The 14,673-nt window shown below is 55.1% G+C and carries 15 protein-coding genes; 9 read left to right on the top strand and 6 right to left on the bottom strand.

What is annotated here, in order from left to right:
• Positions 1–18: 18 nt before the first annotated feature.
• Positions 19–1,929: a beta-ketoacyl synthase gene (locus Q354_RS0118185; RefSeq protein WP_027858845.1), complete on the bottom strand. Its 1,911-nt coding sequence runs from the start codon at positions 1,927–1,929 to the stop codon at positions 19–21.
• Between the two features lie 301 nt (positions 1,930–2,230).
• Here Q354_RS0118185 and Q354_RS0118180 point away from each other — a divergent pair, with 301 nt between their 5' ends.
• Positions 2,231–2,890: an OmpA family protein gene (locus Q354_RS0118180; RefSeq protein ID WP_027858844.1), complete on the top strand. Its 660-nt coding sequence runs from the start codon at positions 2,231–2,233 to the stop codon at positions 2,888–2,890.
• A gap of 22 nt (positions 2,891–2,912) precedes the next feature.
• Here Q354_RS0118180 and Q354_RS0118175 read toward each other — a convergent pair whose 3' ends face one another.
• Together Q354_RS0118175 and Q354_RS0118170 are read right to left on the bottom strand one after the other, a co-directional pair.
• On the bottom strand, positions 2,913–3,116 hold the full coding sequence (locus Q354_RS0118175; protein WP_027858843.1) for a cell division protein ZapB: 204 nt from the start codon (positions 3,114–3,116) through the stop codon (positions 2,913–2,915).
• An 83-nt stretch (positions 3,117–3,199) separates the two neighbouring features.
• Positions 3,200–4,456, bottom strand: coding sequence for a flagellar assembly protein T N-terminal domain-containing protein (locus Q354_RS0118170; RefSeq protein ID WP_027858842.1), 1,257 nt, complete (start codon positions 4,454–4,456; stop codon positions 3,200–3,202).
• 208 nt (positions 4,457–4,664) lie between these two features.
• On the opposite strand from Q354_RS0118170, the gene Q354_RS0118165 reads away from it, so the two are divergent.
• Positions 4,665–5,258 carry a FlgO family outer membrane protein gene (locus Q354_RS0118165; RefSeq protein WP_245601085.1) on the top strand — a complete coding sequence of 198 codons (594 nt, stop codon included), beginning with the start codon at positions 4,665–4,667 and terminating at the stop codon, positions 5,256–5,258.
• Positions 5,259–5,293: 35 nt separating this feature from the next.
• Positions 5,294–5,749, top strand: coding sequence for an LPP20 family lipoprotein (locus Q354_RS0118160; protein ID WP_027858840.1), 456 nt, complete (start codon positions 5,294–5,296; stop codon positions 5,747–5,749).
• Positions 5,750–5,819: 70 nt separating this feature from the next.
• Here Q354_RS0118160 and Q354_RS0118155 read toward each other — a convergent pair whose 3' ends face one another.
• The 3 genes from Q354_RS0118155 to map form a co-directional block, all read right to left on the bottom strand.
• Positions 5,820–6,113 (bottom strand): DUF1244 domain-containing protein, encoded by a 294-nt coding sequence (locus Q354_RS0118155; RefSeq protein WP_027858839.1) that lies wholly within the window; start codon positions 6,111–6,113, stop codon positions 5,820–5,822.
• Between the two features lie 64 nt (positions 6,114–6,177).
• Positions 6,178–8,880 (bottom strand): [protein-PII] uridylyltransferase, encoded by a 2,703-nt coding sequence (locus Q354_RS0118150; protein ID WP_051560309.1) that lies wholly within the window; start codon positions 8,878–8,880, stop codon positions 6,178–6,180.
• A gap of 14 nt (positions 8,881–8,894) precedes the next feature.
• A complete protein-coding gene (map, locus tag Q354_RS0118145; RefSeq protein ID WP_027858837.1) occupies positions 8,895–9,665 on the bottom strand; it encodes a type I methionyl aminopeptidase in 771 nt (256 codons plus the stop codon).
• Positions 9,666–9,945: 280 nt separating this feature from the next.
• Between map and rpsB the strand changes: the two genes are divergently transcribed.
• The 6 genes from rpsB (at position 9,946) to Q354_RS0118110 (ending at position 14,667) form a co-directional block, all read left to right on the top strand.
• Positions 9,946–10,683: a 30S ribosomal protein S2 gene (gene rpsB / locus Q354_RS0118135; protein ID WP_027858835.1), complete on the top strand. Its 738-nt coding sequence runs from the start codon at positions 9,946–9,948 to the stop codon at positions 10,681–10,683.
• Positions 10,684–10,794: 111 nt separating this feature from the next.
• A complete protein-coding gene (tsf, locus tag Q354_RS0118130; protein ID WP_027858834.1) occupies positions 10,795–11,652 on the top strand; it encodes a translation elongation factor Ts in 858 nt (285 codons plus the stop codon).
• A gap of 100 nt (positions 11,653–11,752) precedes the next feature.
• Positions 11,753–12,511 carry a UMP kinase gene (gene pyrH, locus Q354_RS0118125; protein ID WP_027858833.1) on the top strand — a complete coding sequence of 253 codons (759 nt, stop codon included), beginning with the start codon at positions 11,753–11,755 and terminating at the stop codon, positions 12,509–12,511.
• Complete coding sequence (gene frr / locus Q354_RS0118120; RefSeq protein ID WP_027858832.1) at positions 12,501–13,058, top strand: ribosome recycling factor; 558 nt, start codon at positions 12,501–12,503, stop codon at positions 13,056–13,058. Before pyrH ends, frr begins: the two co-directional genes overlap by 11 nt.
• Before the next feature lie 39 nt (positions 13,059–13,097).
• The gene (uppS, locus tag Q354_RS0118115) at positions 13,098–13,862 is read left to right on the top strand and encodes a polyprenyl diphosphate synthase (protein WP_027858831.1); all 765 of its coding nucleotides are present in this window, start codon (positions 13,098–13,100) and stop codon (positions 13,860–13,862) included.
• Positions 13,855–14,667, top strand: a complete 813-nt coding sequence (locus Q354_RS0118110) for a phosphatidate cytidylyltransferase (RefSeq protein ID WP_027858830.1) — start codon at positions 13,855–13,857, stop codon at positions 14,665–14,667. The genes uppS and Q354_RS0118110 overlap by 8 nt, the downstream gene beginning before the upstream one ends.
• Positions 14,668–14,673 lie beyond the last annotated feature (6 nt).

The raw sequence follows: 14,673 nt of genomic DNA, 5'->3' as shown, positions 1-14,673 counted from the left end.
CTGAAGCTAACTTTCAGCTTAGCACATATCGGAGAAGGGGTTTTTTACCTTCAGTTCAACCGGGTTTTCGTAGCCGGGCAGGCTGATCTGGTCGGCGCTGATCTTCAGGTCCTCGCCGGCCAGCACATTGTGGTCGTAGAGGTAGATCGGACGGGCCAGGCCTTTAGTCGCTTCCTGGTCGTACTGCAGGGCGGCTGCGTTAACCAGTTCGCGGCGGCGGTCGTAGGCCTGCATTGCCTCAGCGCCGTGGCGTTTCAGCAACATCTGTCGGGTGATATGGGGGGCCAGTACCGGCGCAGAAGCGTTGTTGCCGCCAAAGCCTTTCGAATTCAGCAGGACTGCATCCATGCCTTCACGACCGACTTCCAGATGCTGGTTGCTCAGCAGCAGGTTGCTCTGGTGTACATCGGAGGCAAAGGCCGGAGTTGTCAGGATGCCCGGGATGTAGCCGTAAGCCCAGGTGCCCAGGGAGGTCGTCAGCTGGTCGCCGCCGGCGGTGCCCTGAGAGTGGCCGAGATAGCATTTTACTGCAGCCACGGGCCAGTTCCCGATACCGAAGGCCTTGGCTGTCTCGTTGATGACGTGGGATTCTGTGACGCGATTCTGCGGCGTGCTGGTGCCATGTGCCTGCACAAAGCTGCGCTGGCGCAGGGACTCTTCACCCAGCATGCCCTGTATCAGTGAGGCCGCTTTGCCCAGGGTAATGTAGTTACCGATACCCGGTGCTGAGATTGATTTCTTGTGGCCATCGGCGTTAACAAACACTTCCGGCACGGCACCGTGGATCTCTGCGCCCATCTCCAGTGCCAGGTCGTCGCTCATCAGCAGCACGAACTGGCTCGACTCGCCCATGGTGAATCCACAGTTTTCGCCGAATGGCCGGCAGGCGCGGCGATAGTGTTCGTCGCTCAGGCTGGCAACGCCGTCCAGAGCCTTGAGATCTTTGTCTTCAGCCAGTGCGCCCATGGCGCGGAAGCCTTCGATTATCTCAGGCGTCACCGGCGCATCGCTGCCGCCGACCAGTACCACCTTGCGGCGGCCAGAGCGGATATCGTTGACGCCGCTGCGCAGGTTATAGAGGAATGTGGCGCAGGCGCCCAGAGCGCCGCCGGTGGTGCCGACACTGCCCAGGACATAGGCGTTGATAAAGTCGGCCGGCATCTGGGCATAGCCCAGCGGCATCTGTTTGGAGGTGGTTCGCTTGCCCAGGGCGGCATACTTGGTCAGGCCGCCGAAGCCAAGGTCATCCAGCTGGCCGATAGAGTTGCTGGCATAGACGGCGATCTGGTCCGGAGCGACCCGTGCGGCGATCTGCTCAAACGGAATGCCGCTGGAGCGCAGGGCGTCAGAGGCACCAAAAACGGTCATCTGCAGGTTACGAGGGTGGTTGCGCGACTGATACAGCGTGCCTGGCTGAAAGCCGCTCGGCAGTTGCCCGGCTGCTTTAACCTGTGCTTCCTTGGTGTCAGGGAAGATGACATCCATCTCGCCCGCAACACAGATATCAAACTGTCCCGGCGTCGACTCGGTTACCTGCCAGTTGGCGGGAATCTGGTTCGGCATCTGTCGCTTACGCAGCGTGAAGCGGATACCGTCATCGTTCAGGGCCATCTTTGCCGGGGCGTTAAACATGACCGCCTCAACATCAAAGCGTTCCTGATCGATACGGCGAATCAGCGTGTTTGCCAGCACCTGGTCTGCGATAGCTTCGCACAAAGCGCTGGCCGACAGCTGCTCGCCGGCGTTATTCAGGTAATGGCCATTGTCATAGCTTGCCAGCCCGGTCAGGGTGGCCAGGCCGATCAGAGTTTCTTCCCGGGTCTGTGAATCCAGTTTATCCAGCACCAGGCGTCGGTATGCATGATGGAAGGATGCACGGCCTGCTGGATTGATACCACCAAAACCAACAATGACAGGTAGCTGAGACAACGGGAAACTCCTCGGGCTGGATCTAGTCTGAAGTGGCTGACTATGTTGCCGGGTTGACATTAAACAGGTGTTTAATCGGCGGGGCGCTATAGTTATTACCGACCTGTAATTTTATAGTGTGCAACCGGGACTGACTAGCGGAAAATACAGACATTTTCAGTAACTTCGCCTGTTACCGGGGTCTTAAGCCATTGTTCATCATCTGGCGGCAAAATACTGTGACAAAAAGGCGAACGACTGGCCCCGGTTCAAGGCGGGGTTAAGTGAAGCGGGCGACCACCGCACTATTAAGGAATTGAATATGCAGAAATTAGCGACTCTTTGTCTGGCTGTGGCAGTGATCAGCGGCTGTCAGACCATCGACCCTTATACCCGTGAGCAGAAAACCGGAAATGCGGCCAGTGGTGCGGGTATCGGCGCTGTAGCCGGTGCGGTGCTGGGTGCGGCGGTATCCAGCAAGAAGGATCGTAAGCGCGGAATTCTGACCGGAGCGCTGGTCGGCGGGGCGGTCGGTGGTGGTATTGGTTACTATATGGATCAGCAGGAAGCGCTGTTGCGCCAGGAGCTGGAAGGTACTGGTGTCGGCGTGCAGCGTGAAGGCGATGCGATCCGCCTGATTATGCCGGGCAATATTACCTTTGCAGTCAATTCTGATCAGGTGTCGACCAGTTTCTATCCGGTACTTGATTCAGTTGGCAAGGTGCTGGCGAAATTTGATAAGACGCTGATCAATGTCGATGGCTTTACCGACAGTTCAGGTTCTTTTGAACACAACCAGAATCTGTCTGAATACCGTGCGGCACGGGTGGCGGACTATCTGGGGCAGGTAGGGGTTAACTCGAACCGAATCAATGCCCGTGGTTACGGTGAGCGCTACCCGGTGGCTGATAACGCTACTGCCGCTGGCCGGTCGCAGAATCGTCGTGTAGAGATCAATATCCGCGGCCAGCAGCAGAGCTGACAAAGGGCCTGAAACAGGTGCCTTAGCCTTCTACAGCATCGAAACGGGACAGCAGGCCTTGCAGCTTCTGATCCCAGTTTTGACGCTCTGCCAGCAGCTGGGCCTTTTCCTGGTCCAGCTGGGCTTTCTCTTCACGCAGTTCTGTGACTTCCATGCGCAGCAGCTCCATCTCTTCCAGCATCTGCTCGATCTTATTTTCTAACGTATTAAATAACTCAGTATTCATATATCTGTAACTCTACTGTCAGGCGCAAAAGCCTTCGATTATAGGGATCACAGCGGCCAGTACAATCTATCAACAGTAAAAAATCAGCGGGCGATGGCCAGGTCACCCGGCAGGATATTGCTCTGATGACTGTCGGTCATCAGGTAGGCGCGGGTTGTCTGGGCCTGTACCTCATCAATTACTAGCGTTTTGCGGGTGTTGGTGAGGTGGGTTTTAGGCTGCAGGGCGCCATTAAAAAAGGTCGAGCGGTGAAACACGGTAAGCTTGTCACCCCGTTTCAGGCCGCTGTTCTGACCGGCATCCAGCCATACCTCTTTGCCCTCTGTGCGGCTGATCAGGGCGCTGTACGGTCTGCATCGCAGGTCCTGTGCCATCTCCTCGCTGAGGGTTGCCAGGAGCTGATTGATATTGCGGCCATATTCCTGTTGACCAAAGGCGCTGCTGCCAAAACCGACTCTCAGCTCCGGTTCCAGTTGCCACAGGCCGCTGGCCTGATAGCGTTTTTCGGATAGCAGGGTGCCGCTGTAGGCATCGTGCAGGTAGATGTCGAGCATAAAGTTGCGCCGGTAGTGGGGGCCGCGACTGTCGATACGACGCAACAGGTCACGGAAGTAGTTCTGGTCCTGCAGGGCTTCCTGATCGATCATGCTCATATCGCGAATGACGCCGGAGATAATATATTGCACTGCCAGCTGGCGGGTGTTGGCGGCGACGGTGCTTAAAGCGCCGTCGTCCAGCTGGCGGCTGGCGGCGCTGTCCAGTGAATCGTACAGGTTCAGATGGGTGGCTTTGAATATATTGACCCGGCCGCTGTTACTTAGGTGCTGAGCCAGTTGGGCCGGCAGGGCAGAGACGGCATTGTCCAGGCCGCCGAGCATTGCCTGGGCGGACTGGGTGATCGGGAAGGCGGTAATGGCGACCGACTTCATGTAGTTGTTGGTACTGCCATTTTCACAACCGGTATCAAACTGTACGTCGGCGCGGATTCTGACGAGCAGGTACTGTCCCTCAACCCTCTGGTCAATGATTTCCACCTGGCTGACCTTGCCCAGGGTGGATATCTGCATGTTGTCGATTTCGAGAATGCCGTCGCGGATCTGCTGATTACCTGATACGTAGACTGCGGCCTGCATCGAGGCCTGGCGCGTCGCGTCGCGGACCGCATTCTCGCGTGCAGAGACATAGTCGTTGTTGTTCAGTGGTGCTCTTCCCTCGGCTTCGATCATAACCGCCAGACTCAGCGGGCTGAACAGGCCCAGAATAAAAAACAGTAGGGTAAATCTGGCGCGACTAAACATATTGCTCTGATGACCGACATAGTTAGAAAGCAGGTGGGTCATTGTATAGTGCCGGTGTCTGGCTTTAAAAGGGGATTTGGCGTCAGATCTGTATTGCTTCTGCTGTGAGAACTGGCCGGAACTTGTGTTAAATTGTGTGGATCTTTATCTGGGGTGGCTTGGCTTTATGAAGAAGCGGCTGATTGTTCTCTGTCTATTGTTATCGGGATGTGTATTGCGAAGCCCGGCGCCACAAACGGTTGCTGATCCAATGGCTGCGGAAGGTGGCGAGAATCCCGCAGAGGTTGCGCAGGCAGAAGAGCTGCCGGATGTGGCCCCGGAATCTGTGTCTGAGCGGCTGGTGTTAACCGATCCGGTCAGTGATGCTGTTGCTGACATGGTGCTGCAGCTTAATACCGGTCTCAAATCCAATCGGGTGCAGCGCTTGCCGATGGCGGTGTTGCCCTTTGTCGATCTGCGTGACCCGAGGGTGAAAGGGCCGGTCGGTGAGCGTTTTGGCGAAAGTTTCCTGTTCCAGCTGGAACAGAATGGCTACAACCTGGTGGATTACCGGGCCGTCAGCTTAACCACCACTGCCAAGGCACCGTTGTCGAAAGGGAATCTGTCCGGCTTACGCAGCCGTTACCGGATCTATTTTATCCTCACCGGTACTTATGCCCGCTATCCGGACGGTATCGTACTGAATGCCCGGGTGCTGGATACGACCACCCGTCAGGTGCTGGCGACCGCTCAGTCACATATCTCCAACACACGGCTTGAAGGGGCGCTGCCGGGTTATGACCCGTTGAAGGTGTTGCAGCAGGGGATGATCATTGAAAATGCTCAGGGGGCTGTGGGACAGTGAAAATAGCTAGATTAGATGGATGGCGGTCGCGAAGTGTGGCGGCCTTCTGGGTGCTGGCAGCTACGCTGCTGCTGGGCGGTTGTGAAACGATTTCTGATTCGGCTGCTAAGGTTGGCGATTCGTTGCCGGACGTGACGGTGGTGCCCGGAACCGCACAACCTCAGCCTGACTGGGTGCGGGCAACCGGTTACGCGCCGATCAGTCTGCAGCCGGGGGCTAATCAGCAGCACAAAATCCTGATGGCGATGCGTGCCTCCAGGCTGCGTGCCTATCAGGAGCTGGCGGGCATGGTGCATGGTCAGTATGTTTTTGGCACTACTACGGTGCGGGATATGGTGCTGCAGAACGATCAGTTTAAGACGGCTGTATCGGGCATCGTACGTGGCGCGCGGGTAGTTAAAAGTTACCCGGTGCAGGAAGATACCTACGCCACCATCCTTGAGCTGGATATGAACCAGGTACAGCAGGCCTGGGCCGGGGCGCAGCACTGAGGGTGGTTGTGAAAGGATTCAGCTAGGAAAGGGCGCTCACAGGAGCGCCCTTTTCGGCTGTATAAAGCTGTTACTTCTTCTGGCTTTCGGCAAACTTTGCCAGCTGCTCGGCGCTCGCCTTCTGCTGGTGTTTCTCTTTCCAGTCGGCATAGGGTTCGCCATAGACCCGTTCCCGCGCCGCTTCATACTCGACCTGCTCGCCACGTTCTTCGGCGGCAGCGACATACCATTTGGACAGGCAGTTGCGGCAGAACCCGGCCAGGTTCATCAGGTCGATATTCTGGGCATCCTTGCGGGAATCTAGGTGTTCCAGCAGGCGGCGGAATACGGCGGCTTCAATCTCGGTCTGGGTCTGTTTATCCATCGTTCTGTATCTCGCTTATTCTTCTGGACGGAGCCCGTGTTGAGGACTCCGCCGGGCTGTTGGGTTATTTCTCCAGCTGGATATGTTCATCCAGCTGGGTGCAGATTGCCTGTTGCAGCTGGCTGCATAGCTGGGGGTCAGAGATCGGCTGGCCCTGATTGTCGGCAATAAAGAAGAAATCCTCTACCCGCTCGCCAACATTGGATATCTTGGCCTTGCGCACGGTGACATCGTGGTCGACAAAGATCCGTCCCAGCAGGGCCAGCAGGCCGGGCCGGTCGGGAGCCTGTACCTCAAGCACCGTCAGCTGGCTGACAGAATCATTGCTGATGGTGACCTGTGTCGGCATTGCAAACAGTTTCAGCTGTCGCGGCACGCGGCGCTGAATAATATCGCAATAATCATCCGGGTCATCCAGCTCCTCTTCCAGTGTTTGCTGGATATGGGCGATATAGCCGGGGTTTTCTGACAGCGGCTGGTTATCTTCGGTCAGCACCGTATAGGTATTCAGGGCATGACCGTCATCACTGACGATGATGCGAGCATCCTGAATGTTAAGGTGAAGCTGATCCAGTGTGGCAGCCGTCGCCGCAAACAGGGTCGGAATATCGGTCAGGTAGATGAATATTTCGGTCGCACCCTCGTGCAGCCGGTGCGAAGTCTGGCGGATCCGCACGATCGGCTTTTCTTCGCTATGGCTCTCCAGAATAGCCTGGGTATGCCAGGTGATGCTCTGGGCGGTTTCCCGCAGGAAGTATTCGTTACCGATGCCGTTCCACAGCTGGCGGACATCACTCTCCTGGCGGCCATAACGCGACAGCAGTGCCATCGATTCATTCTGAACCTGTTCGATACGGTCATCCGGATTGACCGGGTTCTCCAGTCCGCGGCGCAGGGCTCGCTTGGTATCGGTGTAAAGCTGGCGCATCAGCGTGGCGCGCCAGCTATTCCAGAGGCTGTGGTTCGTTGCGTTGATATCGGCCACTGTCAGCACATAAAGATAGTCCAGGTGCATGATGTCACCAACCCGCTGGGCGAAGGCGTGGATCACTTCCGGGTCGGAGATATCCTTGCGCTGTGCAGTCATCGACATCAGCAGGTGGTTGCGCACCAGCCAGGCCACCAGGTGGGTATCCCATTTGCCGAGATGGTGGCGCTCGCAAAACAGGTAGACATCTTCGGCGCCCAGCTGGGAGTGGTCGCCACCGCGGCCCTTGGCAATATCGTGGTAGAGCCCGGCGATATAGAGCAGTTCGATCTTCGGCAGCTGGTTGACGATGCGATGGGCGATCGGGAACTGTTCGCGAAAATCCTTGTGCCGGAACTGGCGACTCTTCTGGATCACCTTCAGGGTGTGGGCATCCACCGTGTAGATATGGAACAGGTCGTGCTGCATCTGACCGATAATATGACCGAATTCCGGCAGGTAGCGACCGAGAATGCCGTAGCGGTTCATCCGCTTAAGTTCGGTCGACACCCGTTCCGGCGAGCGTAACAGCTCCATAAATAGCGAGGTGTTACGGATATCGCTGCGGAACTCATCATCAATCAGGTGGCGGTGGTCACGGATCTGGCGGATGGTGCTGGCCCGCACGCCTTTAATGTCGGTGTTCTGGGCCAGTAGCACGAACACTTCCATCAGGGCGAAGGGGTGGTGTTCGAAGACCTTGTCGTAGGTGACTTCCAGGTAATCATTACGGATCTGGAAGCGCTTATTGAGCGGGCGGATGCGCTGTTCGTCATCCTGACGCAGGATCGCTTCGTCGAAGTGTTGCAGCAGCATGTCGTTGAACTCGGACATCGCCTTGGCGACCCGGTAGTACTTATGCATAAACTGCTCGACCGCCAGGGCGCCGTCCTGGTCCTCGTAGCCAAAGAATTCGGCCAGGGTGCGCTGGTGATCGAACAACAGCCGGTCTTCGCGCCGGTTGCAGTGCATATGCATCGCATAGCGCACTGTCCAGAGGTAAAGCTCGCCTTTGTTCAGGCTGTCGAGCTCGCTGTCGGTGACAAAGCCGTGTTCGACCAGGTTGCGGATATAGGTGGCGCCGAAGTGCCGTTTGGCAACCCAGCCGATGGTCTGCAGGTCGCGTAGCCCGCCGGGCGAGTTCTTAAGATTGGGTTCGAGATTGTACTCGGTGTTATTGGTCTTGTTGTGGCGCTCCTGCTGCTCCTTGACCTTGGCGAGGAAGAACTCCTTGTCAGTCCAGGCGCCTTCGGAGGTGACCCGTTCGTACATGGTTTCGTGAAACCGGATATCGCCCACCAGGGTGCGGGATTCGATCAGGTTGGTGGCGATGGTTATATCGGAGCGGGCTTCGTTATAACACTCGCTCTGGGTACGCACGCTGGAGCCGATATCCAGATTGATATCCCACAGCAACGTCAGGAAGCCACTGATCGGTTCCTGTAGCTGTTCCGGTTCTAACTCATCGTCGAGCAGTAGCAGGATATCAACATCGGATTTCGGATGCAGTTCGCCACGGCCGTAGCCGCCGACCGCAATCAGGGATATCTGTGCCTCTGCCGGCCAGTCATACAGATTCCATGCCGCCTTGAGGATCTGGTCGACAACCCAGGCCCGTCCGTAGATCAGTTTGCGGATATCCTCGCCGTCCCGGAAACGCTGGTCCAGCAGCGCCTGGGCTTCCTGCATGGTGTCTTTAAACACCTTGATGGGGGCGCTGGATGCCGCCAGTTGCTGATGAAACCTGCTCAGATCAAGCAGTTCATCACCTGAGGCTTGGGGCTGGAAAGCTGTCGACATGATGACTCCCTGAGTTAGATCTCTTCGTCACTGCGTTTGGTCAGGACTTCATAGCCGTCTGCGGTGACCAGTATCGTGTGTTCCCACTGTGCAGAGGGGCGGCGGTCTACGGTTTCCACTGTCCAGCCATCGTGCTTGGAGAGTTTTACATGGCGTTTGCCGGCATTAATCATCGGTTCGATGGTGAAGCACATGCCTTCGGCCAGCTCTTCGCCGGTGCCTGCTTTGCCATAGTGCAGTACTTGCGGGTCTTCGTGGAACTCCGCCCCGATACCGTGGCCGCAGTACTCGCGCACCACGGTGTAGTGATGGGCTTCAGCATGCTGCTGAATTACGGCGGCGATATCGCCCAGGCGGGTGCCGGGTTTTACCAGGCGAATACCTTTATACATGCATTCCTGGGTGACTTCGGTCAGGCGCTTCAGGTGTGGCTGTTCTTTACCAACAAAGAACATCTGGCTGGTATCGCCGTGGTAGCCGTCTTTGATGACGGTGATGTCGATATTGATGATGTCGCCGTTCTTCAGTGGCTTGTCGTTCGGGATGCCGTGGCAGACCACCTGGTTTACTGAGGTGCAGATCGACTTCGGGAAGCCGTGGTAGTTCAGTGGCGCAGGAATGGCGTCCTGTTCATTGACGATGTAATCGTGACAGATCTGATTCAGCTGGTTGGTGGTAACACCCGGCTTAACGTGCGGTGCGATCATCTCCAGTACTTCGGCGGCAAGGCGACCGGCAACGCGCATCTTTTCGATTTCTTCCGGGGTCTTGATTTTGATGGTCATGGCTAAAGGGTATCCGTCAGATCATTTTTGCCTGTGGTGGCTGCACGCTGCAGCAATCAGGCAGGAATAAGTTAATGCAAACACAGATTGTAACAACCCATGCAGGTGCAGCGAAAGCGGCCTTTAATTATCAGGGGCGATATGGTATAAATCCCGCGCTCGAAAATTGCGCTCAGCGCAAAATACATCACACACGTGCCGACACGTCATTCAGGGTGCTCTGGAAACAGGGTTGGATGATGGGGTACGTGGAGGTCTAACCCTACTAGGAATCGCTAAAATGGCAAAAATCAGCATGCGCGACCTGCTTAAAGCAGGCGTACACTTTGGTCACCAGACTCGTTACTGGAACCCGAAAATGGGCAAATACATTTTCGGTGCACGTAACAAGATCCATATCATCAACCTGGAGCACACTCTGCCAGCACTGAACGGTGCTCTGGACGTGGTTCAGAACATGGCTTCCAACAAGAACAAAGTTCTGTTCGTTGGTACTAAGCGCGCCGCAAGCAAAATCGTTAAAGAAGAAGCTGCTCGCGTTGGTATGCCATACGTAAACCACCGCTGGTTGGGTGGTATGCTGACCAACTACAAAACTATTCGTCAGTCTATCCGTCGCCTGCGTGATCTGGAATCCCAGAGCCAGGACGGTACTTTCGATAAGCTGACTAAGAAAGAAGCTCTGATGCGTCAGCGCGAAATGGAGAAGCTGGAACGCTCCATCGGCGGTATCAAAGAAATGGGCGGTCTGCCTGACGCTCTGTTCGTAATCGACGTTGATCACGAGCGCATCGCTGTAAACGAAGCTAACAAGCTGGGTATCCCTGTAATTGGTGTTGTTGACACCAACTCTAACCCAGATGGCATCGATCACGTAATTCCGGGTAACGATGACGCTCTGCGTGCTATCCAGATCTACGTTAAATCCGCGGCTGATGCCTGCGCTGAAGGCTCTGAAACTGCCGGCAGCAAAAGTGAATTCGTTGAAGTAGAAGAGAAAGACGCAGCAGCCGAGTAATCGGTCTGTCAACTGCGCCGAGTAATCTCTTCGGACACTTTTGAAGGGGAGCGATGCTCCCCTTTTTTGAATTTTTTGATTAACGCTTGAATCTTTTTTGAGGTATTCACCATGGCATTCTCTGCTAAAGACGTTAAAGAACTGCGCGATCGCACCGGTCTGGGCATGATGGAGTGTAAAAAAGCTCTGGCAGCTGCTGACGGTAGCATCGAAGCTGCAATTGAAGAGCTGCGTAAAGCGTCTGGCATGAAAGCTGCTAAAAAAGCAGGTCGTACAGCTGCTGAAGGTATCGTTGTTGTTAAAGTTGCTGCTGACAAGAAATCTGCAGTTGCTGTTGAAGTGAACTCTGAAACAGACTTCGCTGCACGTGACGACAACTTTGTAGCGTTCGCAAACACAGTTGCAGAAGCTGCTGTTGCTTCTAAAGCGGACACTATCGAAGCGCTGATGACTGATGAGCTGAACAACACGCGTGATGCACTGGTTCAGAAAATCGGTGAGAACATCACAGTTCGTCGCATCTTCACCGTAGAAGGTGATGTGGTTGATGCGTACGTTCACAGCGATAACAAAACTGCTGCTATCGTTTGCCTGGAAGGCGGTAACGCTGAAACAGCAAAAGATATCGCGATGCATGTAACGGCTGTTAACCCTCAGGTTGTAAGCAAAGACGACATGCCTGAAGACGTTGTGGCTAAAGAGAAAGAGATCATCCTGGCTCAGCCGGACATGGCTAGCAAGCCTGCCGAAATCGCTGAGAAGATGGTTATCGGCCGTATCAACAAGTTCCTGGCTGAAAACAGCCTGGTTGAGCAGCCGTTCGTTAAAAACCCAGACCTGAAAATCGGTCAGTTCGCTAAAGAAGCGGGCGCAGTGGTTAAATCTTTCACCCGTATCGCAGTGGGTGAAGGTGTTGAGGTTGAAGAGGTTGATTTCGCAGCAGAAGTTGCGGCTCAGCTGAAAGGCTGATCTTTCAATCCTCCCTCCCGGTTGTGCATGCGCACGCATGCACAACCCGTTCTTATCCTGCTAGACTCATTTCACCTCATTTCGAGCGGAGACTCTGTAGATGCCTTCCACTGAAAAACAATCCAGATACAAACGGATACTGCTGAAACTTAGTGGCGAAGCCCTGATGGGCGATGAAAACTTTGGGATTGATCCTAAAGTGTTAAACCGGATGGCGCTGGAAATCGGCCAGCTGGTTGGGATTGGTGTTCAGGTTGGAATGGTGATCGGTGGTGGTAACCTGTTTCGCGGCGCAGCACTGAATGCCGCCGGTATGGATCGCGTTACCGGCGACCATATGGGTATGCTGGCGACCGTTATGAATGCTCTGGCGATGCGCGATGCACTGGAACGCAGCAATATTGCGACCCGTGTGATGTCTGCGATCCCGATGAGTGGTGTGGTTGACCATTATGACCGCCGTCACGCTATGCGTTACCTGAGTCAGGGCGATGTGGTGATTTTCGCAGCAGGTACTGGTAACCCGTTCTTTACCACCGACTCTGCTGCCTGTCTGCGTGGCATTGAAGTCGAAGCGGATGTGGTACTGAAAGGTACTAAAGTTGATGGCGTTTATACGGCCGATCCGATGAAGGATCCGTCCGCTAAGCGTTACCTGCACCTGAGCTATGATGAGGTGCTGGAGCGTCAGCTGGGCGTTATGGACCTGACCGCTATCTGTCTGACCCGTGACCATGATATGCCAGTCCGGGTATTTAATATGAATAAACCGGGCGCACTGGCCAATCTGGTGGTTGGTGGTGACGAAGGGACATTGATAGACTGCGCTGAAACAGTAGGAGAAAAGTATGCTGAATGAGATTGCGCAAGACGCCGAACAGCGCATGCAGAAAAGCACTGAATCGCTGGTAAATAACTTTAAGAAGATCCGTACCGGCCGTGCTCACCCAAGTATTCTGGATACAGTACAGGTGTCCTATTACGGTTCTGATGTGCCGTTGCAGCAGGTGGCAAACGTCATCGTTGAAGATGCCCGTACGCTGGCAATTATTCCATGGGAAAAGCCTATGGTGCCGGTGATTGAAAAGGCGATCATGAAGTCCGACCTGGGTCTGAACCCGGCGACATCCGGTGATACGATCCGTGTTCCGATGCCTGCGCTGACCGAAGAAACCCGTAAGGGCTACATCCGTCAGGCACGCAGCGAAGCAGAGAATGCACGTATTGCTGTCCGTAACATCCGTCGTGATGCTAACGGTGACCTGAAAGATCTGCTGAAAGAGAAAGAAATCACGGAAGATGACCAGCGCCGCGGCGAAGATCGTATCCAGAAGCTGACTGATAAGTTTGTGACTGAGATTGATCAGCTGCTGGAGCAGAAAGAAGTTGATCTGATGGAAATCTGATGCCTGCTGGCGGGGCTTGCCCCGCCGGACTATTTGCCTATGTCTGATAAGAATATCACAGCTAACGCTAATCAAAATCCGCCGCCTCGCCATGTGGCGATTATCATGGATGGTAATAATCGCTGGGCCAAGGCACGTCGCCTGCCCGGACTGGCAGGACATAAGGCCGGTGTGGAAGCGGTACGCCAGGTTATTTCCGGCTGTATGGACCAGGGCATAGAAGTTCTGACGCTGTTCGCCTTCAGTTCCGAAAACTGGAAGCGCCCGCCTCTGGAAGTAAAGGGGTTAATGGAGCTCTTTAAATTCGCGCTGGATCGTGAAGTTAAAAAGCTGCATAAGCACAATGTCCGGTTGCGCGTTATCGGGGATAAGTCGCGATTCAGCGAGAGTCTGCAAAAGCGCATTGCAGCCGCAGAGGCGCTGACTGCAGACTGTGATGGCCTGACACTGAATGTCGCCGCCAACTACGGTGGTCGCTGGGATATTGCCAATGCAGCGCAGGAACTTGCGCGGCGTTGTCAGTCCGGTCAGCTTGATCCGGCACAGATCGATGAGGCAATGCTGCACGGTCTGACTTCGATGGCTGACCTTCCCGAGCCGGACCTCTGTATCCGTACTGGTGGCGAGAAGCGGATCAGTAATTTCCTCATCTGGCAGTTTGCCTACACTGAATTCTATTTTGACGATTGCTTCTGGCCTGACTTTGGTAAGGAGCGCCTGGCGGATGCTGTCGACAGCTTTTGTGGTCGGGAGCGGCGTTTTGGGCGCACCAGTGAGCAGGTAGAGGCAGATAAGAGTGTTTAAAGCGCGATTGATTACAGCGGCTGTACTGGCGCCGCTGGCGTTATTTGTATTGTTTGGTCTTTCTGACCGCTATTTCTACTATTTTGTCGACCTGGCCTTGCTGCTTGCTGCCTGGGAGTGGGCTAACCTCTCTGGCTTAAAAGAGATCCTGCCGCGTCTGGCCTATACCGCCATGACCGCTGTGCTGCTCAGTGCGATGCACTGGTTCTGGGATGGGTCTTCGGCCTTCTGGGTGCTGGGGGTAGTTGCCGCATTCTGGCTGTTGATACTTCGCTGGGTCATCAAATATCCCGATATCGGCAGCTGGGCATCCGGTAATGTCCGCGCACTGATTGGCTTTGTCGTCATACTGCCGGTGTGGCCCGCATTGCAGCTGCTGAAAATCAGTGGCCAGAGTGATGCCCTGATACTGATGTTGCTCTTGCTGGTTTGGGGGGCGGATGTCGGTGCCTATTTTGCCGGCAAATCACTTGGCCGCAATAAGCTGGCTCCCGCCGTGAGCCCGGGGAAAACCCGCGAAGGTTTATACGGGGGGCTGGCAACCTGTCTGTTGGTCGGCGCCGGATTTTCTATCTGGTTTGAACTGGAGCCGATCGCACAGGTCTATCTGATAGCGCTGGCGTTTGTCACCGGGCTGATTTCCGTGCTGGGTGATCTGTTTGAGAGTATGCTGAAACGTCACCGAGGCATAAAGGACAGCAGTCAGTTGTTGCCCGGACATGGCGGTGTTCTGGACCGGATCGACAGCCTGACCGCTGCTGCGCCGTTGTTTGTCGTAGGTATCCAATTTATCCCATTTAGCTGAGCATAT

Source organism: Marinobacterium jannaschii DSM 6295, from assembly GCF_000620085.1.
GTDB classification, from domain to species: Bacteria; Pseudomonadota; Gammaproteobacteria; order Pseudomonadales; family Balneatricaceae; genus Pontibacterium; species Pontibacterium jannaschii.
This window is presented reverse-complemented; position numbering and strand designations above follow the sequence as displayed.

What these genes read in the sequence shown, in the direction of transcription:
- Q354_RS0118180 (WP_027858844.1), top strand. Translation starts at nt 2,231, where the DNA reads ATGCAGAAATTAGCGACTCTTTGTCTGGCTGTGGCAGTGATCAGCGGC.
- Q354_RS0118175 (WP_027858843.1), bottom strand. Translation starts at nt 3,116, where the DNA reads ATGAATACTGAGTTATTTAATACGTTAGAAAATAAGATCGAGCAGATG.
- Q354_RS0118170 (WP_027858842.1), bottom strand. Translation starts at nt 4,456, where the DNA reads ATGACCCACCTGCTTTCTAACTATGTCGGTCATCAGAGCAATATGTTT.
- Q354_RS0118165 (WP_245601085.1), top strand. Translation starts at nt 4,665, where the DNA reads ATGGCTGCGGAAGGTGGCGAGAATCCCGCAGAGGTTGCGCAGGCAGAA.
- Q354_RS0118155 (WP_027858839.1), bottom strand. Translation starts at nt 6,113, where the DNA reads ATGGATAAACAGACCCAGACCGAGATTGAAGCCGCCGTATTCCGCCGC.
- Q354_RS0118150 (WP_051560309.1), bottom strand. Translation starts at nt 8,880, where the DNA reads ATGTCGACAGCTTTCCAGCCCCAAGCCTCAGGTGATGAACTGCTTGAT.
- map (WP_027858837.1), bottom strand. Translation starts at nt 9,665, where the DNA reads ATGACCATCAAAATCAAGACCCCGGAAGAAATCGAAAAGATGCGCGTT.
- rpsB (WP_027858835.1), top strand. Translation starts at nt 9,946, where the DNA reads ATGGCAAAAATCAGCATGCGCGACCTGCTTAAAGCAGGCGTACACTTT.
- tsf (WP_027858834.1), top strand. Translation starts at nt 10,795, where the DNA reads ATGGCATTCTCTGCTAAAGACGTTAAAGAACTGCGCGATCGCACCGGT.
- pyrH (WP_027858833.1), top strand. Translation starts at nt 11,753, where the DNA reads ATGCCTTCCACTGAAAAACAATCCAGATACAAACGGATACTGCTGAAA.
- frr (WP_027858832.1), top strand. Translation starts at nt 12,501, where the DNA reads ATGCTGAATGAGATTGCGCAAGACGCCGAACAGCGCATGCAGAAAAGC.
- uppS (WP_027858831.1), top strand. Translation starts at nt 13,098, where the DNA reads ATGTCTGATAAGAATATCACAGCTAACGCTAATCAAAATCCGCCGCCT.